16 protein-coding genes, 1 tRNA gene and 1 pseudogene are annotated in these 24,685 nt (G+C 66.9%); 11 read left to right on the top strand and 7 right to left on the bottom strand.

The genetic code is table 11. The features are described 5' to 3' along the window. Positions 1 to 461: 461 nt before the first annotated feature. The 4 genes from Q0964_RS16270 to Q0964_RS16285 form a co-directional block, all read right to left on the bottom strand. The gene (locus tag Q0964_RS16270) at positions 462 to 1,409 is read right to left on the bottom strand and encodes an ArsA family ATPase (RefSeq protein ID WP_299269679.1); all 948 of its coding nucleotides are present in this window, start codon (positions 1,407 to 1,409) and stop codon (positions 462 to 464) included. A gap of 82 nt (positions 1,410 to 1,491) precedes the next feature. Next, the gene (locus Q0964_RS16275) at positions 1,492 to 1,881 is read right to left on the bottom strand and encodes a hypothetical protein (protein ID WP_299269685.1); all 390 of its coding nucleotides are present in this window, start codon (positions 1,879 to 1,881) and stop codon (positions 1,492 to 1,494) included. Between the two features lie 244 nt (positions 1,882 to 2,125). Then, positions 2,126 to 2,515, bottom strand: coding sequence for a hypothetical protein (locus tag Q0964_RS16280; RefSeq protein WP_299269688.1), 390 nt, complete (start codon positions 2,513 to 2,515; stop codon positions 2,126 to 2,128). A gap of 96 nt (positions 2,516 to 2,611) precedes the next feature. After that, positions 2,612 to 2,685: transfer RNA gene (locus tag Q0964_RS16285), tRNA-Lys, on the bottom strand. Between the two features lie 222 nt (positions 2,686 to 2,907). On the opposite strand from Q0964_RS16285, the gene Q0964_RS16290 reads away from it, so the two are divergent. The 3 genes from Q0964_RS16290 to Q0964_RS16300 are packed head-to-tail and all read left to right on the top strand — an operon-like array spanning position 2,908 to position 6,845. Then, positions 2,908 to 3,963: an AAA family ATPase gene (locus Q0964_RS16290; protein ID WP_299269689.1), complete on the top strand. Its 1,056-nt coding sequence runs from the start codon at positions 2,908 to 2,910 to the stop codon at positions 3,961 to 3,963. After that, positions 3,963 to 6,233, top strand: a complete 2,271-nt coding sequence (locus Q0964_RS16295; RefSeq protein ID WP_299269695.1) for a VWA domain-containing protein — start codon at positions 3,963 to 3,965, stop codon at positions 6,231 to 6,233. Before Q0964_RS16290 ends, Q0964_RS16295 begins: the two co-directional genes overlap by 1 nt. Positions 6,234 to 6,290: 57 nt before the next feature. After that, a complete protein-coding gene (locus tag Q0964_RS16300) occupies positions 6,291 to 6,845 on the top strand; it encodes a hypothetical protein (protein WP_299269697.1) in 555 nt (184 codons plus the stop codon). 19 nt (positions 6,846 to 6,864) lie between these two features. Here Q0964_RS16300 and Q0964_RS16305 read toward each other — a convergent pair whose 3' ends face one another. Beyond that, complete coding sequence (locus tag Q0964_RS16305; RefSeq protein ID WP_299269700.1) at positions 6,865 to 7,866, bottom strand: hypothetical protein; 1,002 nt, start codon at positions 7,864 to 7,866, stop codon at positions 6,865 to 6,867. Between the two features lie 439 nt (positions 7,867 to 8,305). Between Q0964_RS16305 and Q0964_RS16310 the strand changes: the two genes are divergently transcribed. Together Q0964_RS16310 and Q0964_RS16315 are read left to right on the top strand one after the other, a co-directional pair. After that, positions 8,306 to 9,823 (top strand): lipopolysaccharide biosynthesis protein, encoded by a 1,518-nt coding sequence (locus Q0964_RS16310; protein WP_299269703.1) that lies wholly within the window; start codon positions 8,306 to 8,308, stop codon positions 9,821 to 9,823. Between the two features lie 249 nt (positions 9,824 to 10,072). After that, positions 10,073 to 10,525 (top strand): hypothetical protein, encoded by a 453-nt coding sequence (locus Q0964_RS16315; protein WP_299269705.1) that lies wholly within the window; start codon positions 10,073 to 10,075, stop codon positions 10,523 to 10,525. Between the two features lie 70 nt (positions 10,526 to 10,595). Here the strand turns inward: Q0964_RS16315 and Q0964_RS16320 are convergent, their stop codons facing one another. Further along, a complete protein-coding gene (locus tag Q0964_RS16320) occupies positions 10,596 to 12,650 on the bottom strand; it encodes an FAD-binding domain-containing protein (protein WP_299269707.1) in 2,055 nt (684 codons plus the stop codon). 418 nt (positions 12,651 to 13,068) lie between these two features. Between Q0964_RS16320 and Q0964_RS16325 the strand changes: the two genes are divergently transcribed. From Q0964_RS16325 to Q0964_RS16350, 6 genes and pseudogenes are all read left to right on the top strand, one after another. Continuing rightward, complete coding sequence (locus Q0964_RS16325) at positions 13,069 to 14,787, top strand: ATP-dependent DNA ligase (RefSeq protein WP_299269710.1); 1,719 nt, start codon at positions 13,069 to 13,071, stop codon at positions 14,785 to 14,787. A gap of 61 nt (positions 14,788 to 14,848) precedes the next feature. Then, positions 14,849 to 15,817 (top strand): MBL fold metallo-hydrolase, encoded by a 969-nt coding sequence (locus Q0964_RS16330; protein ID WP_299269713.1) that lies wholly within the window; start codon positions 14,849 to 14,851, stop codon positions 15,815 to 15,817. 281 nt (positions 15,818 to 16,098) lie between these two features. Further along, on the top strand, positions 16,099 to 17,697 hold the full coding sequence (locus Q0964_RS16335; RefSeq protein WP_299269715.1) for a ribonuclease H-like domain-containing protein: 1,599 nt from the start codon (positions 16,099 to 16,101) through the stop codon (positions 17,695 to 17,697). Between the two features lie 2 nt (positions 17,698 to 17,699). Then, positions 17,700 to 20,366, top strand: a complete 2,667-nt coding sequence (locus Q0964_RS16340; protein ID WP_299269718.1) for a DEAD/DEAH box helicase — start codon at positions 17,700 to 17,702, stop codon at positions 20,364 to 20,366. Positions 20,367 to 20,812: 446 nt separating this feature from the next. After that, on the top strand, positions 20,813 to 21,097 hold the full coding sequence (locus Q0964_RS16345; RefSeq protein ID WP_092695219.1) for a hypothetical protein: 285 nt from the start codon (positions 20,813 to 20,815) through the stop codon (positions 21,095 to 21,097). A gap of 303 nt (positions 21,098 to 21,400) precedes the next feature. After that, a pseudogene (locus Q0964_RS16350) lies at positions 21,401 to 21,631 on the top strand (TrmB family transcriptional regulator); the annotation flags it as partial. 731 nt (positions 21,632 to 22,362) lie between these two features. On the opposite strand, the gene Q0964_RS16355 reads toward Q0964_RS16350, so the two are convergent. Then, positions 22,363 to 24,685 (bottom strand): efflux RND transporter permease subunit (locus Q0964_RS16355; RefSeq protein WP_299269724.1); only part of this gene is annotated, 2,323 nt, incomplete at its 5' end.

The following is a 24,685-nucleotide window of genomic DNA, read 5'->3' on the forward strand; positions in this document are numbered from 1 at the left end:
GAGACGACGAACGCCCAGAACCTCGACCCCGAGGCGACAGTTAGCGCTGCGGACGTGGCAGACGGAATCGTCTACGCGGCCGACCAGGAGGGGGCGACGGCAGTGGCAGAACTCGACCTCTACCGACGGGACATTCACGAGCGGTTTTAGCTCGTCTAGAGACGTGATTCCTGCAAGTGCTGTCGTTGACACAGGAAGCCCCACCCTCAAGGAGGCGGCGTCAGCCGCCGAGTAGGGTGGGGTAGTTCACATCGTCGAGTGTTTCCGATGTTGTGGATGTACAGCGCGTCGTAGAAACAGAAAGTCCCACCCGCAGGAAGCGAACGGCGAGAGTCGTGAGCGAGTAGGGTGGGGTCGTCCACCGGAGCCGACGGGACAGGTTGTTCGAGAGTACGAACAGTACGGCGACAGCGAGGCCGGCGTGGCCTGCGACGGTGCGCCGCGGCGGACGGTCTCGTGACTCAGCTCACTGTGAGGTCCTCGGCGACCCGGTCCAGCGTCTCCAGCCCCGTGACCTCGCCCGGTCGGTCGGCGACCCGCTGGACGTCGAGACCCGGGAGCCGGTCGCGAAGGCCGTCGATGGCGTCCTCCTGGACGGCTCTGTTCGCTCGGCAGCGCTCGCAGTCGCCGGGGTCCTCGATGAACTTGTTGACGACGAGTTCGCCGACGGGAACCTCGAATCCGCGTAACTGTTCGACGAGACGGACGGACTCTTCGACGGCCATCGTCTCCGGGATGGTGACGACGTGAAAGGTCGTTATTTCGGAGTCACGGAGGACGCTCTCGACACGGTCCATGCGCTCGCGCATCTCGACGATGGCGGTCGGGTCGTCGGTGTGACGGCTCGCCAGCAGGCCCAACATCAGTGTTTTTTGCACGTTGGCCTTCTGCTGGACCTGCTCGTGGACCTCCGCTGCTGTCGAGAGCGCGTCGGCCATGATGCCGGGCAAATCGAGCAACCGGTGTGTGTGCCCGGTCGGTGCGGTGTCGAAGACGACGTAGTCGTAGTCGTCGGTGTCGACGTACCTCGCCAGTCCGTCAAGTGCGGCGAGTTCGTCACTGCCGGGCACGACGCCGGAACTGAACAGGTCGGCGGCGTTGCCGATGCCGTCCGCCTGGCTCTCGAAGTCGACACCGGCTTCCTCGAGAACGTCCTCCATCGTCTCGAACAGCTCCTGGTACCGGTCCAGCCCGTCGTTCGGGTCGACCTCGACGCCGAACAGTCGCTTCCTGATCCCGGTCGGTTCGCCTCCGATTTCGGCCCCGACGGAGTCCGACAGCGAGTGCGCCGGGTCCGTCGAGACGACGAGGGTCTCGTGACCGCTACGGGCGAGCGACAGCCCGGACGCCGCTGCTACGGTCGTTTTGCCCACGCCGCCTTTCCCACCGAAGAGAACGAACTCAGTCACACGCGCTAGTTGAGGCCTCGCCGAACTTAATTCCGTCCGAGGCGGCAACGGGCAGAACCCCTCGCTCGAGTCGACGGGGCCGTCAGCGCGCCACCAGTGCGGCCGCGACGACCAGTGTGCCAACACCGACCAAGCCGGCGACGGGGTAGACCGGAGCGGTCGCGACTGCGGTGCCGAGTGTTCCGACGACGCCCAGCACGAGCGTGTACCCGACGAGAGCGACGGCGGACAGCAGCGTCCCACGGTCGTTCCCGTCGGCAATCGCCACGCCGAGAGAGACCGCCGGCGGGACGAACGGGTAGAGCGCCCGCTGAAAAATCCCTGTCTGCCCGGCCCCCAGCAGTAGTTCGCTGTCGAGGAGGATACCGACCACGACGAGGAATCCGACTGTGTTGATACTCGTCAGCCACGCTCGCTCGTAACGGGTTTGCTCACGCGTCAGTCGCGCCCGAACCCGCTCGACGACCGACATATCACTTCGTTGGTTCCCCACGAACTTAGCAAGAACGGCCCACTCTCCGGAGACTGAGCGAGACATGCAGTTCTTTGGGAACTGAGCGAAACCACTGTGTCACTGTCTGACGACGTCTGTACCCGCGAAACACACCGGACGCTGTCTCACGCCAGTGCACCAGAGCGGGAACCGAGCCCGAACCCGAATCCGAACCCGAGACAGTGACACTCGCGACACTGTGACCGGACCCGGATGGACGGTCTCAGACCAGGACCACGACGGCGACGAGAATACAGATGGCAACCGTGGCGATGTCGGAGATGACCACCTCACGTGTCGTGGTCGCGGCGAGGAACTCGCCTGCGGTACGCGCTTGTGTCGGTCTGCGAGCGATGGCGAGGTCGCCCCCCGAAGGCGCGGCCCAGTACGAACATAAAAAAAACGCACCGATGGCCACCGGGCCCGTAGGCGGGACGGTCAGTCGGAGCAGCGCTGCGAGGCCGACGAACAGCGGGATAGGCGCGAGGGCGGTCGCTCTGATGACCCAGAGCGGTGTCGACGGATCGAGGTCGGCGTTGAACCGACCCAGTGGTTGCTGACTCCCCTCCCAATCCGGGAGCAGCGTGATGTTCGCCGGGAGACCCGTGAGCACGGCGGGAACTGCGTGCCCGAGCTCGTGTGGCAAGACAAACGGTGCGACGGCGAGTTTCAGAAGTCGCGAGCGCATCATGTGGATGAAGCGGGCCAGTGGGCTCGGAGGGATTCGAACCCTCTATCTCGGGATTAAAAGTCCCACGCCTGTGCCGCATAGGCCCCGAGCCCGCATCTACAACAAGGGCTGGACGATTATATCTCCTGCGGACGCCGGAACCGTGAGCTCGGTCGGCCCCGGTGTCCCGACCCGACGACGAGGGCCGGGACGTTGAGCGACAGACAGAGTCGACGGGCGGCCGGTCACGCTCGCTCGAACCGGCCCGGTCGCTGTGCCTGGGCTCGCTCGCCGGTTCCGCGGAACATATACTCGCGGACCGGCTATTCGTCTCGATGACCGATTCCGGGACCACATCGGTGGCGGACGAACGGGCCGGCGATATCGCTGTGGCCGACCTGCGACGGCCGGCGGGTGGACACTCCGGCGAGACGTTCCACGAGCTCTCGGTGCTCGACGACCCCGACCACCCGCTCGTCCCCGACCCCGACCACGCGTACATCGAGCGGGAGGTACGGAACGGCTGGACGGACGTCGAACTCGCCGCGCGGTTCCTCGCCGACGAGGACTACGCGCTGTTGCTGACCGGGGAGACGGGCGTCGGAAAAGACCGGCTGCTCGCACACCTCTCTGCCCGAACGAACCGTCCGCTCGTCCGCGTCAACTTCGGGTCGGGCACGACATACGCCGACCTCGTGGGCGAGTACGCACCGAACAGCGGCGCCGACGAGGACCGAATCGCCCGGGTCAGGCGGCTGGCCGACGAACACGATATCGGGCTCGGCGAGGCCGCCGAACTCGTCGGGGCCGAACACGCCTTCGAGTTCACACCCGGGATTCTGTATCGCGCCGTCGAGCAGGGCTGGACGTTCGTGGCCGACGAGCTGAACGCAGCCGGGCCGGCCGCGACGATGCCGCTTCACGGACTGACCGAGCGCAACGGGCAGCTGGCGGTCACCTCGACTTCGGAGGTACTCCAGCCACACCCCGAATTCCGCTTCGTCGCGACGATGAACCCGCCGCGGTACGCCGGCACGAGCCCGTTGAACGACGCCTTCCGGTCGCGGTTCTGGGAACTCGAACTCGACTACCTCTCGCCGACGGCCGAGCGCCGCCTGCTGTACGAGACGACCGCACTACAACGTGGGGTCGAGCACGACGAACGAGTCGCCGAGCGACTGACCGAACTGGCCGCGAGTCTCCGTGCGAGCTATCGGGACCGGGACCTGGCTACGCCGACGTCCCACCGGACGGTTATCAAGATCGGACGACTCGTCTCGGAGTTCGACATGGCGCCGATAGCGGCCGCGAAACAGGTGTTCGAGGCGCGAGCGACCGCCGAGGACCGCAACGCCGTCTCGAAAGCGATCGAGTCCACGCGGTGGGAGTGATGCGACTAACCCCATCGACATCGCTCCAGTCGGTTCGCGAGCGGCTCGGTGTCGGTGACGCCGAGACGCTCCGTGAGTCCGAGAAACGGCGGCGCTACCTGCAGACGTTCGCGCGGCTCCTGTCGTCGACGCGGCCGTCGGTCAGGTTCGCCGACGACCTGCGGACAGCGACGACCGACTACGACGGCTCGGACCCCGAAATTACGGTGACAACCAGAGCGTTCGACCAGCCCGTGACCGACTTCCGTCGGCGGGTGTTCGACCTCGTCGTCCAGGAGGCGCTGGTCGTTCACGAGGTCGGCCACCTCCACTACACCGACAACGACAGCTTCCGCACGTTGCTCGCCCGAGCCGACCCGGAGCGCCGCCGGCTGTTCTCTCGACTCTGGAACACACTCGAAGACGGAGCCATCGAGCGACAGCTCCGTCACCGGTACGCGGTGGCACCCGAACTGGAGGTGCTGAACGCCAACTTGTTCCAGGCGGGCTCGCTCGCTCGCGAGTCCCCTGCGGTCGAGGAACGGCGCTTCAGTCTGTTCCAGGCTGTCATCACCGGCCTGGCCGACATGGCGATCTACGACAGCGGCCGATTCCGACGGCTCCGTGCGGACGACGCCACGCTCCGGATGGCGTCGCTCCGGGACCAGCGAGTCCTCGGGGAGTTCCGCCCGACGATGCGCGAAACGGTCGAGACGGTCCTGACCGAGCCGGATCCGGCCGCCCGTAACGAGCACATCTGGTCGTTCTGGCAGGCACTCGTCGACGTGCTGGAAACCTCGACCGTGTCCGGTGCCGAAGCGAGCGAACTGGCGAGACTGCTCGACGCCGACGGCACCGTCCGGACCGACCAAGGCGACCCGCGAGTGACCAGACGGACGACCGACGCGACCGTCCTCCCCGAGACCGGGGCCGGCGCGCCACTCCCCGGCAAGCCCGACGACACGGGCGGCGAATTCGGCCCGGATACCCGAACGGCGCGTGACCTCGCCCGCGACACCGTCGCCGAGGAGGTCGACCGACAACTCGAGAGCGTGCTCGGAAGCGACGGGCACGACCCGACCACACGCGAGACGGCCGAAACCGGCGACGAGCCCGGAGCGTCCGACACGTCGCAGTCGGGGGCGGGTACAGACGACACCTCTTCCGGAGCCAGTGAGGCCGGGACCGACCGGACAGACCACGACGGGCCGGCGACCGACGGGTTGCTCGACGCCCAGTCACACCCCGGTGCCGGCCAGCTACCCGGTGAACGACGAGGCGAGGAGGCGACCGCCGCCGGGGGAGTCGGGTCCGAGTCCGAGTCCGAGTCCGAACCACCCGCCCCGGAGGAACGGGCGACGTCGTCGGGTCCGAGTGGGACCGACACCACCGGAGCCGAGGGTGACGCGACCGCGGCAGCGTGGCGTCGGCGGTACACGTCCGAACTGGCGGCGGAGACGAGCGAACTCGACAGTGCCGAGGCACGGCTCGACGAACTCGAGTCGTACGTCCACGCACTCGACGCGATGGGTGACGACGCGGCCCTGCAGGTCGTAACTGAAGCCGCAGACGGTGGGACCGCCACCGCGGACCGTTGGTCGGCCGTCCGTCGTGACGCCAAACTCCTCGCCGAACGGTTTCGCAGTCGACTGCGGGAACAGCGGCGCGACGCAGAGCGGTCGCGACGACGGCGGGGGTCGCTCGACCGCTCGCGGCTGATCGCCGCGTCTCGCGGCCGGCCGGACGTGTTCACACAGACCGAGGAGAGCGAGGACAGAGCGTACACCTGCGTCGTCGTGCTGGACCGGTCGGGGTCGATGAACGACGGAGCCGTCACCGCCGCCGAGCGGGGCGCGACGTCGGCTGCTGTCGCGCTCGAAGCGGTTGGCGTCGACGTGACAGTGCTCGACCTCCATGACTCGACGGTACGACTCGTGAAGACGACCGCAGAAGCGACCCGCGAGGCGCGGCGCCGCGTGCTGACGGGGAACGCGGGCGGGGGAACGCCGCTCGCGCAGGCCCTGTCGCTCGCCCGGACCCGGTTCGAGGACGCGGAGAACCCGTTCGTCCTCGTCGTGACCGACGGCCTACCGGACGACGAGGCCGCCTACACCACACAACTCGACGCCAGCACCTTCCCCGTGCTCGGGGTGTACCTCAGAGACCCCGACCGGCCGGACGGCCGGTCGGTCGAGGCGGACCGGTCGTACTTCCACCAGCTGGCCGTCGTCGAAGATTGGGGAACTATCGACCAGCGACTCCAGGGACTGGCCGGGCGCGTGCTGTTTTGAGGCCGCCGCCGGTCCCGGAGCGAAAGTGGAATAGGACCTCCAGACCCCAGTATTAACGTGAGCAACAGCCGCGGTCAGGCACACTGCCCGGAGTGTGCGGTCATCGAACCCGCCGGCGGGTTCGACAGGAACGACCCCGTCGGGACGAACACCGTCGCCCGGTTTCGCTGTCTCGACTGCGGGGCGACGTTCGCCTGGCGGTGTTTCCCAACCGAGCCCGAGTGTCCCCACGGCCCGTTCCAGTTCGTCGGTGAGCGGTTCGTGTTCTACTTCGGGCAGGGGACACGCCCCGAAGCCTCACGCTCGCCGCTGTCCGACCAGAGCGAGGAGAACGTGACCACGGACGGCGACGGCCACGACACGTACCGGGCAGACCTCGACATCGCGTCCTACCAGGCACTCAGGGAGTTCTTGGCCGCGACCAGCGACGCACTCGTCGACGCCGACGAGGCCGCGACGATTCAGTCGAAACTCGAGTCGGCCGGCGGAGACATCGACTGGCCCTGTGAAATCGTGTTCCAGTTCGACGCCGAGGAGTGGGCCGCCTACAGCGCGGCGCACCCGGACGAGGCGACAGTGTTAGAGCCCCACCTCGCCGTCGTACCCAGCTAATGTCCCGTGTCCGCGGGCCTCACCCCGCCTCGACCGTGGTGAGCCGCCCGTCCGCGTCGGAGACGCGACGCTCGAACTCCTCGACCGCCGACCGACTGACCTCGACACGGAGGTACATCGCTTGTTCGTACGCCACCTCGTGGACGACCCCCTCGTCGTGGAGTGCCGAGACGAGGGCGTGGGCCGCGTCCGTGTACGGCAGTTCCAGTGCGAGTTCCACCGTCTCGAACACCGCACCGAGGGCGGCCCGAGCGGCATCGGCCGTCGCGGTACCGACCGCGCGACAGTCGGCGTCGAATCGGTCTGTGATCGCGTCGCACAGCGGTCCACGGTGCGGGCCGACGACGAGCACGCAGTCGGCCTCGGCCAGTGCCGCGAGGAGGCCGGGGACCGCCTCGGTCAGCCACTCCGGCAACCCGTCCGTCCCCGGTACGCCGGGGGTGTCGGTCACCGCGAGTTCGTGTGGTCCGACCGTCGCCGCCGCTGTCGCCGGTTGTGCCGGGCGACCCGGCTCCTGGCTGACCGCCTCGCCGGTCAGTTCGCCCCACAACTGCGAGCGCTCCGCGGCCACCCGCCCGACCAGAACCACGTTTCCGTCGACCTGGCCGTACCGCGTCCGAACCCGGTCCCGGGCGGCCGCCCGTCGGCGGTCGAGTTCCGCACGGAGCGACTGACACTGTCGGTCCAACTCGGCGTGTCGGCCGTCCTCTCCCGTCGGACCGCTCGTACTCTCGGTTCGCTGTGCTGTGGCTGCGTCCCGTCGCGCGATGCGGGACTGCCGGAGCGACGCCCGTGCCGCCGCGACCGGGTTCGCCTCGCCCAGCCACTCCCACACTGCCCCCCGCCTGTCCAGTATCCTCGCCGATTCCAGCCGTGAACCGAGGTCGACGGCCTGGCCCGGGTGGAGCAGTCCGTCCACGACCAGAGTCGGCCCGTCGTCTCCGCCGAGGTACCGGGTCGCGAGTTCCGTGACGGTCGCCGGCGAGAGGTAGTACTCGGCGTCTTCCGGCCGGTCAGTCACGTGCGTCGAGACCGGCCTGCCGACCTGCGCCGCAACGATGTCCACCAAGCCGTGTGTGGGCTGGCCCGACTGGCTCACCACGATTGCCGGAGACGACATGTCGAAACCTATCCGAACATAGACGCCCTGCGGTCCTGTCTCTTTCGGCAACGTTCCGCCAGCGTCCCCCTGGCCGCGGGACCCACTCCGTCCCGACAGTCCCCAGGGGTAGTTCGAGCATGTCGGTCGCAGCCGCGTCGCTGGTTCCGACCGGGCGCTACCGGAGTCCGGTCGCTGCGGCGCCCGCACCTTCGGAAGAAGTCGAATACGTGCGGGCCCCTGAGATGAACTACGATGTCGACATCGGTGCAGCGCCGTCGTCGGTCCGACCTGGCCCGCGTTCGGTCTCGGTGGGGAGCGACGACCGGCACGAGGCATGTGTCGGCGGAGCGAGAGAACCATGTCAGGAACCACACGTGAGGACACACGCGACAGCGAAGACGACCTACTGGTCGAGGTTGTAGAGAAAGCCAGCGTCGGCGTCGTGGCCTTCGGTGTCGAACGGGCGCTGCTCGTCGCGTTCTCGTTCGTCGTGACGGCGCTGTCCGGGGCCGTCGTGTACGGCTACCTCTCGGTGTTCGTCCGGGGCGAGACGATTGTGAAGAACCTCGTTGCAGGGATCGGTGACGGGTATTCACGGACGATGGCGCGGGCCGACCCGTCGGCTCGGAAATCCGTCGTGACGGCCGGACTCGTCGGTATTTTTGTGACGTGGGCGGTGCTCGCCGGGGCCATCGTCTGGTTTCGCGACCCTTTGATACAGCTGACGCTCCTGGAACCGCGCCATCGGTCGACGCTGCTCCTCTATGCGCTTGGACTGCTCCCGTTCGTGCTGTTACGGAACGCCCGGGACGTGTTTCGGGCGGTTCGAGCGATTCGGACTGCGACGCTCGTCTCACACGTGTTCCGGCCAGCGGCCCTCCTGCTGGGGGCGCTCGTCGGCACTCTCGTTCTCGCTGCCGACGACGCGGTGGCGACACTCTGGACGAGTGTCGTCGGAGCGACTTTCGTTGGCGGGACGGTCGCCACGGTGCTGGTCGTCCGCCGAACCGGAGTCACGCTGGCTCGTCACCGTGCTTTGCTCGGTGCATTCTTCAGGTACGTCGTCACCGCGAGTGGTGTCGCGATACTCGAACTCGTCCAGCGTCGGGCCGTGTTCGTCGTCATGGCGGTCGTGCTCGGCCCCGTCGAAGCGGGGCTGTTCAGCCTCTCTGTCGTGTTCGGCCAACTCGTCCGCTGGCCGCTGAGCGGCGTCAACACCATCCTCCCGCCAATCGCGGCGCGGCTGTACGACGCTGGGCGAGCATCGAGCCTCGAGGGGCTGTATCAGCGGACAGCCAGACTCGCGACCGTCGCCGCGACCCCTGTGGTCTTGCTGCTCGTCCCGTACCATCGCGAGCTACTGACACTGTTCTCACCGGCCTACGCCGACGCGGCGGTCGTTCTGTTGCTCGTCGTGATCGGACAGTACCTCGCTACGACCTTCGGGAGCGTCGGACTCGTGTTGCTGATGACCGACAACGAACGGGCGAGTCTCGCCCTCCAGGTGCTCAACGCCGCCGTCGCGCTCCCGACCATACTCGTCCTCACCGTTCGCTTTGGAGTCGTCGGTCTCGGTGTCTCGTATCTCGTCGCCGTCCTGTTCAACAACGCGACGGAGTGTTGTCTGCTGTACGTCCGTGAAGGATTCGTCCCATTTACGCGCACGGAACTCCTCTCGGTCGGAGTCGGGTTTACTGGCCTCGCCGTCGCCGCCGTGGCGACCACCCGTCTCGCCACGCTCCCCGGACTCGTCGTCACCGGTGCCGTCGTGATCGGGTACCTCTGGGTGATCTGGACCGCCATCCTGAGCGACGCCGACAAGGCAGTCATCACCGCCGCCCTCGGGAGCGTCGTTTCGTCGAGTCGGTCACCGTGACCGGTCCCGTGGTCGCGGTTGGGGTGTCACTGAGCCACTGCGACGTGCGTCCGGACCCGGACGTCTGAGGGTTCCGAACCCCCCGGCGGCGTTCGTGTCGACCACTCCCGAGCGAGGTGCCGACACGCCACACCGAGATTCGACCCGGTGTCGTCCGACCGGCAACGCTCTCGACGGCCTATGCTCCGGCTCTGGACGCGCGCCGACCGGAAACCGCGACGGTTTATTCCGACGAGTCGTTGTGTAGGTATGGAACTGAACGACGACGCGCGACGCGTGCTGCAGGTCATCGCTCACGGGCGCTCGAACCGCCACCACATCCGTCAACAGAGTGCGCTCGCGGAGGCGGACGCCACCGATATCCTGGCGACTCTGATCGACGCGGGACTGGTGACCGAGGTGGATCGCGGTCTCTTCGCGATAACCTCGGACGGGCTTGACGAACTCGACCGCGAGTACCCTGCGGAAGCCGGGTTTCTGCGGGAGACGTCCGTCATCCACGACGCGCCGACGATCAAGACCCTCAGACTGCGCGGCGACCGCGGCCTCGTAGAAGTCCAGGTCGACGAGCAGTCCGTACTGAAGATGGCCGGCGCGCTCGGAACCGTGCTGGCGGACACTCACAGCACCCACGACGCCGTCGCTGCACTCGAAGAACTGCTCGACTCCGACGCGGGCGAGGAGACGGCAGACGGGGTGTAACGACCGTCTTCTCTCGCGCCAGCCCGCGCCGACAGCATCCCCGACGTGTACGTGTGTTTTCGGTTGCAGCTCACTCGAACCGCTGGATGCTCGTCTGTGCGTCTGACGCGTCGTCGTCGCCGTCGTGGTCGGCCCCGCTGCCGTCGTCTGCAGGGTCGTCGGGGACCGCGGTCTCGTCGTCCGGTGCGGGTTCTCCGGCGCTCGCTCCGACGCCGGTCGGCATCGGTGACTGTGTATCGTCGCTGGTCGATGGGCCCTCGGCGACGGCCGCGTCGGCCGCGTCCGCGTCACCCTGTCCCGTCACCGAACGGTCCCCGCCGGTGTCCTCGTCTCCGCCGTCGTCGATTTCGCCGAGCGAGAGCTGCGTTCCGTCTTCGGCCTCGTCCCGACCGTACTCGTCGGCGATGGCCTGTGCGGCCTCGTATCCGCCGGAGAACGACGCCCGTTTGGCAATCTCCGGACGCCGGAGCTCGCGTGCGGCGTCGGAACGGCGCCGTTCGTGCCGGGTCCAGAACGCTTGGCGACGCGTCTCGAAATCGACGACGGGGCTCGGGTAGTCCGCACCGATCGTCACACCACACTCCTGTTGGATGGCCAGTGGTGTCCGCTCTGGCCGGGCGAGGAACTGGCTCGGCAGCGGCTGGAGTTCGGGAACCCACCGCGTGATCCATACGCCGTCGGCGTCGTGGTCGCGGACCTGCTTCCGCGGGTTGTACACCCGCTGTGACGGCTTCCCGATGAGGCCGGCCTGGCTCTGCCACTGTGTGTAGTTGACACCCACGTCGCTATCGATCAGGTGATGGTGGTACCAGTCGGCCCCGATCCACCACGGCTGGTGGAGAATGTGTGTAAAAAACGACGCACACATCGCCCGCATCCGGAAGTTCAGCCACCCGGTTCGCCGGAGACACCGCATCGCGGCGTCGACCATCGGGAACCCCGTCTCGCCGTTTTTCCAGGCGGCGACCAGTTCCGGGTCGTGACGGTCCTCGTTGCGCCCCTCGAAAACGGGATTGACCGCCCGCTCCGTCCACCCCGGCCAGTCCGACAACTTCTGGTTGTAATGCATGTTCCAAACCAGCCGGTCGGTGAACATGCCGCGACCGCGACAGGACGGTGCGTTGTCGAGCACGTGTTGGTACACCTGTCGAACCGAAAGAAGGCCGAAGTTGAGGTACGGTGAGAGCCCGCTCGTGCCTTCTCGGGCGTCCTGTGGCGCGGAGATGTTCGTCGGGTACGCGGGAACCTGGTCGACGAACTCGCGCAGGCGTCTGGTCGCTGCGCGATGTGTCCCAGACGGAACCCGAGTTTTCACCGGCGCGATGTCGAACTTCTCGTCGACTGCTGCCGGCGTAACGCCGGTTTCGATACTGAGTCGAGCGGTGTCGTGGTCGTCCCACGCCGGTGTGTGCTGTGACGCTGTGAGCCAGTCTTCGACGTGAGACTGCCAGTCGGCCCGCGGCCACTCCCGGTCGCGAACCAGACCGTCACCGGAGACGAAGGTGACAGCGTTGCCACAGGCTGCCCGGACGCGTTCGTCTCGGCGCTGGCCGTAGCGACTCGTCGGCGTCGCCATCGTCAGGACCGACCAACCGCGGTCGACGAACCGCGAGAGGATGTCGACGGGGTCACCGAAACCGACGGTCAGACCCGACCCGTCCGCCCGTCCGAGGCTCGCCTCGCGTCTGCCAGCATCGGTTTTACCGGCCGACGGGCCTGATTCCGCTGGTGTCGGCTCGGCGAGACCGGCGGCGGACTGTGTCGTCGTGCGGAGAACCGACCGCTTTGGCGCGGCCGCATACAGTCGGTTTAGACTCGCGACTGCCTCGTGGAGAAACCGGATACGAGCGTCACACGCCAGTCCGTCGCTGCTGTAGAACGCGGGGTCGAACACGAACAGCGGACAGACGGCGTCGCCCTCGGCGACCGCTCGTGACAGCGCCCGGTGGTCGGCGAGTCGGAGGTGTTTTCGATGCCAGACCACGTATCCGGTTCCCGACTCGACACCGTCGAGGTCCGCCGGTGCCGGGATGTCGGACGGGTGTGGCCGTGTCGTGTCGCCGAGGACATCGGCGACAGTACCGACGGTTGCGTCCTCGATTTCACGGTCGCTCTCGTCCGACATCGATACACCGTTACTACGTCCCTGAGGCGTTTAGTTCCGTCGTGAACCGCTCCAGGGGCACCCTCGGGGGCAGTCGGACTGCGCGTAGAGACGTGGCCGGGTCGCGTCCGCCACGCAGGACGTGTACACAGCGACGGGAGCCGGGTTCGCCCTGTCGGCGAAACGCTCGCTCTCGACACCGGCCGACGACGCAGTTCGCAGGCCGACGGCGTGGGCGTCCCCCGATCCGGCCAGCGACGGACTCGATACACGCTCGAACTTCGGCCTGTAACTGGCGTCGGTCGACTGTGTCCTCCGGAGATTGACCGCCAATCCGACGTCCCTCCCGTGGATTCGCGTCGGCCTGCCCGGAGCTGTCGTCCGGACCCGAGCCCTGACGGCCCAGAGGCTTTTGCTGTTGGTCCCGTAGCCACCGCTGATGGAGTACGAGGCCCTCGTCGACGTGTACGACCGCCTCGCGGCAACTGACTCGAACAACGAGAAACGGGACGCGCTCGCCGAGGTCTTCGCGGATGCCGGGGACATGCTCTCGCGGTTAGTTACGCTCGTCAGGGGGCGATTGTCGCCGGCGTACGACCGGACGGAACTGGGCGTCTCGTCGAGCCTTACCCTCTCGGCGATTCTCCGGGCGACCGGTGCCGCGGAGTCGGACGTCAGAGAGCGCTGGAAGGAAACCGGTGACCTCGGTGACGCGGCTGCCTGGGCGGTCGCCAACGGCGGTCAGCAGACGCTGTTCTCGGAACCGCTGACCGTCGAACGCGTCCACGACGAACTGCGAGAACTCGCGACGTACGAGGGAACGGGCAGTCAGGACCGGAAAGTCGACAGGCTCGCCGGACTCCTCGCAGACGCGGATTCGGACGGAGCCCGCTACGTCGTCCGGACCGCGCTGGGTCACATGCGCGTCGGTATCGGTGAAGGCACCATTCGGGACGCTATCGCGGTCGCGTTTCTCGATGGTTCCTCGGCGTCCATCACCGCCGTCGAGCGTGCCTTCCAGGTGACCACCGATTACCGCGTCGTCGCCGAGACCGCACGGGACGAGGGGCGTGCCGGTCTCGACGCGCTCGACGTCCAGTTGTTCCGGCCGGTCAAGGCGATGCTCGCGGAGAAGACGGACGCACTCGAAGACGGGGTGCGCGACGCACAGAGCGACGGTCGGGCGCTCTGTGAGTACAAATACGACGGCATCCGGATCCAAATCCACGTCGACGGGGACGATATCCGGCTGTTCACCCGTCGACTCGAGGACGTCACCGAGCAGTTCCCCGACGTGGTCCGGGCGCTTCGTGCTGGTGTCGCCGTCGAGCGGGCCGTCCTCGACGGTGAACTCGTGGGGTACACCCCGGAGACGGTCTCGTCCGACCAGCGAACCCCGGCCGTCTTCCAGGAGTTCTCCCGTCGAATCAAACGCGAGTCGGACGTCGAGACACTGGCACGGAATATACCCGCCGTTGTTCACCTCTTCGACTGTCTGGCACTCGACAGAACCCTGCTCGACGAACCGCTCGGGACCCGTCTGGATGCACTCGAGTCGGCGTTCGAGACGGTCACACCGGCACCGGACGAACCGCGGGCGGGCTTGGAGCGGACCCGGTTGCGGTGGACATCGACCGACGATCTGGAGTCCGCAGAGGCGCTGTACCGCGAGGCGCTGGATGCCGGCCACGAAGGGATAGTGATCAAGAACCCGGATGCCGCCTATCAGCCGGGTCGCCGCGTCGGACGGCTCCTGAAACTCAAGCCGACGATGGAACCGCTGGACCTCGTCGTCTCGCGCGCGAAGTACAGCGAGGGGCGCCGCTCCGAGCAGCTCGGCCGGCTCTACCTCGCCTGTTACGACCCCGAACACGACACGTTCCGCGAGGTCGGTCGACTCTCGACCGGCTACACCGACGAGGAACTCCGGACGCTGACAGACCGCCTCGAACCGCTCGTCACGGCCCGCGAGGGACGAGACGTCGAGCTAGAGTACGAACTGGTGCTCGAAGTTGAGTACGAGGAGATTCAGGCCTCGACGGAGTACGGTTCGGGTTACGCGCTTCGATTCCCGCGGTTCCTCGGCTTCCGGGACGACCTCGCTCCGGTGGACGCCGACACCCTGGACCGCGTCACCGCGCTCTACGACGGCCAGTGAGGTGGCGGTTGGCACGGGCACGGGCGCAAGTCCCTTGCCACATCGGCACGTAGCGACGAGCGTGACTGTCAGGTACAGAGACGGCATCGAACTGACGCTCTCGGACGGGACACGCGTCGTCTGTGACGCCGACGACCTCGACGGCGACGTGAACGTGGTGACTCACGCACACGGCGACCACTACCCAGAGGGCGAAGCGACGGCGGTCTGCTCGGAACTGACAGCCGCGCTGGCGACCGCCCGGCGTGACGTACCACTCCACCGGACGACCGACCCTCGGGTTACCCTCCTGTCAGCCGGCCACGTCGCCGGGTCCCAGGCCGCCCTCGTGACAGACCCGGACGGGACTCGATACCTCTACACCGGTGACATCTGCACCCGATCACGGTTCTACCTCGATGGATTCCAGCCACCGTCTGCGGACGTCCTCGTCATCGAAGCGACATATGGGGAACCGGAGTACATCTTCCCGTCGCACGACGACATTGCCGACGACATCCACACGTGGCTCCGGGAGACCCCGGAACCGGTCATCCTCCTCGGATACGCACTCGGCCGCGCGCAGAAACTCCAGTTACTCGCCGCCGAGGCCGACCGCGAGCGCGTGTTCACCACCCCGGCTGTCGAACGAGTCAACGAGGCCATCGAGACTCACCGTGACGTCACCTTCGACGTGGACCACTACGGCGAGGACACCTCGTTGCGGAAGGGCGACGCACTGGTGCTTCCGATGACGAGTGGTCGCATCGACTGGGTCGACAGGTTGGCGACGGAGGCCGGTGCCGTGAAAGCGGGCTTCTCGGGGTGGGCGGTAGACCAGTCGTTCAAATTCCAGGGTGACTACGACGTCACGTTCCCGCTCTCGGACCACTGTGATTTCGCGGAACTGCTCGACGTAGCCGACACCGTCGGTCCCGAAACGGTGTACACCCAGCACGGCTCGGCGGCCACGCTGGCCGACCACCTGACCAGTGCCGGATACGACGCCACTTCGCTCCGGCAGAACCAGCTCTCTCTCGGAGACTTCTGAGCGACTCCGTGCGGACCGAACGGTCCACCGCACAGCGACTGCCGCCGAACGCCGCCGAGGCGACGACCGGCGGTCCATCGTCGGGTCGCCGACGCGTGGTCCCACCCGGAGCCGAGGCCTGTCGGTATCCCAGGCCGTGGTCGTCGGCCGGCCCACGACTCAGTCAGGGCCGGGAGTGCTCCGCGGTGCGACCCTCGCCAGTTCCAAGCATTTTCAATCCACTCAGCCTAAGCAGGATTACAGCAGTATGAACGACACAAACGCTCGGGGTCTCTCCGTGTATGCTACCTGAGCACCTGCCCTCGTCCGACACCCCGTTGCTCGAACTTCTCGTCGTGCCCGGCGCGGCCGTCCGCGAGTACGACGCCGACCCGACGGTCGCCGATGCGGTTTCCGCTACCGATGCCGATGCGGTGCTTCCGGTCCCGCCACACGAGAACGTCGCCGCGCAGCGCCTCCTCCACGCTGTCGAGCAACCAGTTCTTCGTGCAGACCGGGGAATGCGACCGAGTACAGTCGCCACACCAGACGGCGAACTCGTCGTCGTCGCGGCCCCGGCCCCCGCCCCCGACACACTGCCGGAGACGCCGGCCGATCTCGGACCGGCCGAGACCACACCGCGCCGTGTCGTCGTCGTTTCGAACGCCTTCGAGATGCGTGTCGTCCCACGAAACCGAGAGACCGTGCTCGACGGGTTGGCCGCCTATCTCGCGGAGATACCGGACGCCTGGCAGCCCTCACCCGACGACAGTGCGGAGACGCCTGCTGTCGTCCACGCCTCCACCACGGTCGAAGCCGGACACACGACCACACAGCAACTCCCTGCAGCCGCCGCTGGTCGCCAGTCCGGTACCGGCAGCAGGACGGCCGACCCGCCCGGCAGTGCCGCCGAGGTGAGCGTCGACATACTCGGCGTCGGCCAGGCGTCGAACATGGGTGCGGCCGCCGACACCACCTCTCACGACCTCCTCCACACCACGCTGTACGCCAGCGGTCACGTCACCACGACGCCGCTGGACCCCGGGAATTTCGGCCTGCACGCCGTCGAACAGGTCGGCGATGCCCGTGCAGACACACTCCGCTCTCACGGTGTCAGGACTGTAACTCAACTCCGCGACATGAGTGTCGACGCCGTCGCAAACACGCTCGACACCGGCCAGGCCACCGCCCGCACCGTCACAACGTCTGCGGAGGCGCTCACCACCGGTACCATCGTCCGGACGTCCGCAGCTTCGCTCCCGGACGACCCGGTTTTTATTGACGTCGAGACGGACGGGCTTGGCGCGTCCGTCGCGTGGCTGGTCGGGGTACTCGACGGCGGCTCCGACAGCGACGCCTACTATCCGTTCCGCCAGCAGACTCCGGGTGACCCGACTGCCCACCTCGAAGGGTTCGCCACCTGGCTACAGGGCATCCCACGGTCACGCCCGCTGGTCGCGTGGAACGGCTACGGGTTCGACTTCGACATCCTCACCGAGCAGTTCCGCGAGCACTGCCCGGACCGACTCGAGGAGTGGGAGTCCCGCCGCACGTTCGACCCGCTGTACTGGGCGCGCAACAGCAACAACGCCGTGCTGCCGGGCCGGTCGAACAGGCTCGAAGCCGTCGCCGAGGCCATCGGGTGGGAGCCACAGACCAGCGGGGTCGACGGCGAAACCGCCGCGACAATCTACACCCGGTGGCGCGACGCCGCCACCACTGCCGACCCCGGCGAAGACATCCCCGAACCCGACTGGGGCCGGCTGGAAGCGTACTGCGAAGACGACGTCCGCGCGCTCGCGACGATTTACGAGGCAATCGGGGACGCCCCCGTTCGCACAGCAGGCGGCGAGGACGACGCGTCCACTGGCCGTCAGGGTTCACTTTCGGATTTCAGCTGACAATGTCCGACGACACAATCTATCCGACCGACGACACACAGCCCGGCAGTCCGCCGGACACGCACACGCGGTCGTCTCGACCGTCCGAACTGCTGGCCGACGGTGGCCAGAACACCGGCGCCGACACCGACACGACGGCCGTACCTGCCAGCGCCCGACAGGACGTCCTGTCCGACGACGCCCTCCAGCGGTCGTTCCCCGACTACCAGGGGCAGATCGTCGAGAGCCGGCGGCTCCCGCCCGAGCCCGCAGACACCGTTCCTGCCGACGACGTGCTCCGCTCGGAACTAGCTGCACAGATGGCGTACGACCTGTTCACCCACCAGGCCGAAGCCCTCCGGAAGCTCGAGACAGGCGACAACGTCGTCACCACTACCTCGACGTCCAGCGGGAAAACCTGGATTTACGCGCTGCAGGCCGCCCGCAACCACCTGCAGGACGACCAGGCCACCGCGCTCTGTCTCTACCCGATGAAAGCGTTGAGTCGCGACCAGGAGCAGGAGCTGAACACGAAACTGCGCGACGATTGGGGACTTGACCTCAGTGTCGGTGTGTACGACGGCGACACGCCGAGCGACCGGAAACGCCGCATCCGTAACGACTGCAACCTTCTCATCACCAACCCCGCCGGGCTGAACGCGTATCTGCCGCGGCACGCGCGGGATGGCGGGTGGGCGCGGTTCTACAAACATCTCGAACTGGTGGTGGTAGACGAAGCCCACGAGTACACTGGCATCACCGGTACCCACGTCGCGTGGATTCTGCGCCGCCTCCGCCGGGTGGCCGCCCACTACGACTCCCGCCCCCAGTTTTCGATGACGACAGCGACGATCGGGAATCCAGCGGCGCACGCACGCCGGCTCACCGGGCTGGAGTTCGGAGTAGTCGAGGACGACGGCAGCCCACGCGGCCGGCGCGACATCGTCCTCTGGGAGCCGCCCGTCGACTGGGACCAGGTGGCCGACGACGACACGGACGGGCAGGCCGCCCCGGACGGGGACGCCGACCAGCTCTCCGACTTCGAGGACGCCCGCCGCTCGACTGGGTCCGAAGCCGCGAAAGTCACCGCACACCTCGGAATGAACGACACACAGACGTTGCAGTTCTGCTCGGCCCGGCAGGGCACGGAGATTGCCGCCAGGCAAATCGTCGACGCAGCGGACTCGCACAGCCGCTCGGGACGCGTGGATGCGGAAGCCTACCATGCCGGCCTGGGCAAACGCACTCGCCGCGGTGTCGAGAACCAGCTGAAAGCGGGGCAGGTAGATGCCGTCGCGTCGACGAACGCCTTGGAACTCGGCATCGACATCGGGAGCGTGGGCGCCACCGTTACCAGCGGGTACCCGGGGACCAGACAGAGTTTCTGGCAGCAGGTCGGGCGCGCCGGCCGCGGTGAGTCCGACGCGCTCTCCGTACTGGTCGGGAGTACCGACGCGATGGACGCCTACATTCTGGACAACCCGGAGTACCTGTTTTCGGGGTCGGTCGAGAACGCTGTGGTGTCCATCGACAACGCCAACGTGTACGCCGACCACGTGTTGGCGGCGGCAGCCGACTTCCCGTTGACCGACGACGACGCGTCATTCCTCGGCGGCCACGACCGTCTCGAGGGAATGGTAGAGATGTGGCAGGACGCCGGCGTACTGGAGTCCACGAGCAGCCTGGACTCACTGGGTGGCGTGGTGTACACCGGCGACCCGCGCCCGCAGAGCCGTATCTCGATGTACGGGACCCGGGACATGGAGTACGTAGTGGTCTGTCGGGACGGGGACATCGACCACGACCCGGTGGCGCCTGAGCGCGCACATCGCGACTATCACGAGGGCGCACTGTTCTTACACGCCGGCCAGCAGTACGAAGTCGTCGACATCCACCGGGACGCCCGGATCCCGCGGATCCACGTCGAAACGGCCGACACCGGGCTGTACACACAGACGCTCTCACAGAAATCGATCAGCAACCTGCAGCCCCGCGACCACCGCTCGCTCGACGGCGGGATCGACCTCTACTTCGGGCAGGGCACGGTCGACGTTACGTACAACGAGTACGTGGTGCGGACGGTCAGTACCGGCGAGCTCGTCGAAGGGCCACTGCCAACCGGGTCGCCGCCGCTGACGCTACACACGGACCTGCTGTGGGTGTCGCTGCCCGCGGACCACATCGACACGACACTCGACCGGCTGGACGAGCCGTTGCTGGAGCCGACCGACCGCGCGGGTCGGGACCCGCTGGTTCCAGAGGGTGAAAAACGGTACACGTACGGCGGCGGGATTCACGCAGCCGAGCACGGCGTGATCCAGCTGGCGCCGCTGGAGTTGCTGATCGATAACAACGACATCGGCGGGTTGTCGATGCCGGAGCATCCCGACGAAGCCATCCCCGGGCCGGTCTGGTTCGTACACGACGGCATCGACGGCGGCATCGGATTCACGCGGTCGATCTTCGACAACTTCGAGACGATCCTTCGACGGACCCGCGAACACATCGCAGGGTGTGACTGCGGGCAACGTCGCGGCTGCCCGATGTGCATCATGTCCGAGGACTGTGGCAACCAGAACGACCCGCTGGACCGCGTGACGGGCCAGCTCATCATCGACGACGTGATTGCGGCGCTGGACAGCGAGGCGGGCAGCAGCGACGACGAGTCGACGTCAGAGCCGACGGAGTAAACGGTGAGATACCGTCTGCGCCGCCGACCCACCCCGCCCTCACACTGCTGACCGGCATCCGAGTGGGAAACCGGACACTGATTGGGCTCGGTGATGGTCGCTCGCGGGCAGGACAGGCGTGTGGTCTCGTGACCCGAGACTGACTCCGAACCGGCCGTGTGTAAGGCTTATTACCGCTGCTAACCGAACGTAACTACGACAATGTCGCCGGAGCGGCCCCGTGACGAGACCCCGCACGACTGCACTGCAGTCTGTGACCCTCCACGACTCCCAGTGCTCGACGGGGGCACGCCACAGACGCCTGGCTGTGCCGTCCCGAGTGTGACCGCAAGAGCATCAGGTGGGGGTCACGGAACGACTGCAGGGGCGCCCAAATCGAGCGAACGGACCGTGGAACCGACAACCGGACCGGACTGGAATCGCCGAATCGGCGCCGCTGTCTGAGGATGCGAACGCTGCGCGTCAAGCTCACCGTCCCTGCTGCCGACGCGCCGGAGTCGGCACGGCAGACGTTTGCGACACTCTCGGAACTCCACGCCGACCAGGCGATTTTCCAGGTCAACCGGACGGCATACGTCGACGAGGAGACTTGGGGGTTTCAGGTCCAGTACGAAAGCGAGTTGCAGACCAGCAGGGAGTACGTTCAGACGACGTCGCTCGCGGAACTCGAACAGGTGATGGCCCGACTCGCGCCCGCGTCGTTCGAGGAGCGCGTGACCGACGACCGTTGACAGCCTCCTCCGCCCGCAAACGGCGGTATCGTATCCGGTGTGTCGGACCGGGAGAGCAAAGCGGCCTTCTCTGAGAGTACGACCGTCACGTCGGTGCTGGCGATGCCGTGTTTCCCGCCGTGACCGACGGGGTGAAACACCGCTTTGAGAGTCCGGGTCGAAACCGATACGGGCTCTGTGGTCCGGTTCATACAGAACGTATGGAATACGAAATCGGGAGTAGTGAATCGGTGAGTACGGCCATCGTCCGTGCTGTCAGTGCCGTAGATGGTCGGCAACCCAGTTCGCTCCCGCCCTTGACCGACGTCTATCTCTGGCCTGGGGTGGTTACACGGTGACGACACTACCGAAGACGACACGGCGATTGGGCGTCTGTTGCTGGTCGACCGATCGACACTCCTCGTAAGCTCTATGATGCCGCAAACAAAGAAAGAGCAGGCGATTTTCGGCGAGGGATTCGGGAACGGTCTGGTCGTGGTCGCCCGCCGACTCATGTCGCAGGGGCTCCTGACCGCGCGGAACCCCACGGCGTGAACTCCCGACGACCGGATCTGCTCCGTTCGTCGGTGCCCCGAAACAACTGACCTATCAGTTGAAAATACATATAGTCGAAATATAGTTTCTGCCTGGTCACACACCGAATACAACTGTCGTAACATTGGCAACTTACCGGCCTCTGGGCCCTGCCTCGTCCTCTAAGACACCGCCACGACGGCCGTGACGAGAAACGCGTAAACTCCGGTGCACACGTCACGGAGTGACCGCGTGAGGCCCCGAGACGCAGTTTCGGCCGCTCACTTCTCGTTCCTGTCCACACGGGACCCACGACCGCTCGTTTGCCGGTGCCTGGACGAGAGGACTTCTGTCCACCGAGCGCGAGACGCCGGGCCAGGGGACGCTTTGGCACGCCGGTGTTCGTCGACGGCGAACGGCGCACGACGTCGAATGTTGCGAGTCAGGTCGACTGACCGTCCGCCCGCCGACGGTGACCAGGTGTTTCGTCCGCGGCCTCCCGGTCGCTGTGGCGAACCCCTCGGCGACGACCGTTTCGTGGTCGGCCATCCGTCCCCTCCACCCGTCTCCGATTCGCAGGTCCACTACGACGAACTCGATTCTGATTCCCGGGCCGAGACCAACGCCGGCTGTACCGTACGGAATCGGCCGTCTCATTCGTCCGCGAAACACCTGTGTGAGTCACGGCACGAGCGTCGGGACGGTTCACCGAACGACGAGTTCGTCAGCGCGCGACGGGCGGACCGGCGCGCTCAGTCGCTCCGTGCAGCCAGGCGGTCGGCGGTCCGCCAGGGTACTGAGACGTCTCGGTCGACCAGCCGATGCCACACCGCGAGCACCGAGGGCAGGACGAGCATCGTCGACAGATACGAGTACAGGACACTGAGTCCGGTGAGGAGTCCGAACGCCCCGATGAGGGGATTGACGGCTAGCACCAGAACTCCGACGCCAGACGCCGTGGTGAGCAGACTGCCGGTCAGCGCACCGCCGGTGTTTCGGGCCGTCGCGTCGAGTGCGTCGGCGACAGGCTCGGTGTCGAGTTCGTCCACGAACCGGTGGGTGAAATGCACCGAATAGTCGATCCCCAGGCCGATGGTGAGCGAGACGATCATGCCGTTGAAGACGTTGAACGCCACCCCGAGCGCTCGCATTGTTGCGACGAGTGCGACCACCGTTATCGCGATCGGCACCACGTTCGCGAGTCCTAGCGACGGCGCGCCGTCGGTCACCCAGTAGGCGACCATCAGGAACGCCGTCGTGCCGGCCAGCGTGAGTAGCAGGCTCTCGAGGACCGTCCCCATCAGCAGGTCGACGACGTCCTGGAAGATGAGCTTCTGCCCGGTCGCCGACGCCTCGAACGGGTAGTTCGCGGCGAGGGCTCGTGTCTCGGTCGTCACCGTGTCCTTCGGGGCCGACTCCTCGACCGTGTAGACGACCTTCGCGCTCCGCCGGTCCGGGGTCAGGTACCGCAGCGCCCGGTCACGCGACGGTGAGGACAGGAGCGCGTCGTAGATTCGGTCGAGGTTGTCGTCGGGGATGCCGTTGTCGTCGAAGTCGTTGCGCTCGACCAACTGCCGGAACTCGGGGTCGCTTTCGGCCCGTGACTGGATGACGGTGAGGATACTCCGACTGTCGGCGTACCCGTCCTCGCGCAGGTAGGTCGACGGTGGGTCGCGGCCGGCGTCGTGGAGCGCCTCTAAGGCGTGATCGTCGTCCAGCTGTCCCCGGACGTAGAGGATCACCCGACCGTCGTCCCGAAACTGCCGGTCCTCGAAATTCCGCGTTTCGACGTACGGGTACGACGCCGGCGGCGCGAACGGTTCGGGGAGCGTCTGGAGGGCGTCGGGCGTCTCCGCCGGCGGGAGCTGGTCTTCGACCTGGAATCCCGAGTCCACGCCCGTGGCGTACACGCCAGCGCCCGCCGTCGACACGAGGAGCACAGCGAGGAACAGCCCGGGAGCGCGATTGGCGACCACCGTCCCGACCGACAGCACCCGGCCGAGCGTGGAGCCCGCGGCCCCGAGCGGTTCGCGACTGAACGTCGGGAGCCACGACCCCTCGCGTCGGCGGTCGACGAACACCTTCGTGGCGGGCAGGAACACCCCAAACAGCAACAACGTGAACACGATGCCGGCCGCCGCGACCAGTCCGAAGTTCCGGATCGGCTCCAGTGCGCTAAGCTGGTTCGAGAGGAACCCGAGCACCGTCGTCACCGCCACGATACAGAACGCCACCAGCAACTGGTCGGTCGCCGTCCGCATCGACGGGACGATATTACGCCCATCGGACCGTTCCTCGCGGTATCTGTTGACGACGTGGATCCCGAAGTCGACACCGACCGCGATCAGAAGTGGCGGCACGGAGACGAGGAAGATGCTGAAAGGGATGCCAGCCAACCCGACGAACCCGAACGTCCAGACGAGAGCCAGCAGGAGAGCGACGACCCCCAGTAGCATATCGATGGGGTCCCGGTACGCGACGACCAGGAACACGACGATCAACAGGAGTGCGGCCGGGAGCGTCAGCACGAGCGAGTCGCCGATCGCGCTCGGCCAGTCGCCCTGGACACGGATGTCGCCAGGCACCGTTTCGACGACGGTCTCGACCCGTGACTGTCTGTCCGGGACCGATTCGACACCGTGCGTGACGGTGATCCTGGCCGCGCCCGCGCTGGCGCTCTCGGCGCTGAAATCGTCGCTCACCGCCGACCCGAGCGTGCCGTTCGCGTCGGCGTCCCGGACCGCGGCGTCGATCTCGGTCGGGGACGCTCGCTGGACCGCGCGTTGTTTCCCCGCGGCGGTCGTCGCGTTGCTATCGAGCTGCGTTGCGACCGTCCCCGCCGCGCTGTCGATCCCGGTCACACGGAGGTCGTCGTGTGTCGACAGGCGGTGCTGCACTTCGAGCGTCCGCAGCAGTGCCGGCTTCGAGAGCACGTTCTCGCCGTCCTGAAAAAGCCTGGTACTCGTCGTGTCCGACCCGAAACTCCCTCCGAACTCCCGGTTGATGTCGTCGAACGCCTCCTGGCTCGCTAGGTCGTCGGTGAACTGGTCCGTGCCGGTCTGTTGTTCGATACTC

This window comes from Halorientalis sp., assembly GCF_028275115.1.
Classification (GTDB): Archaea; Halobacteriota; Halobacteria; order Halobacteriales; family Haloarculaceae; genus Halorientalis.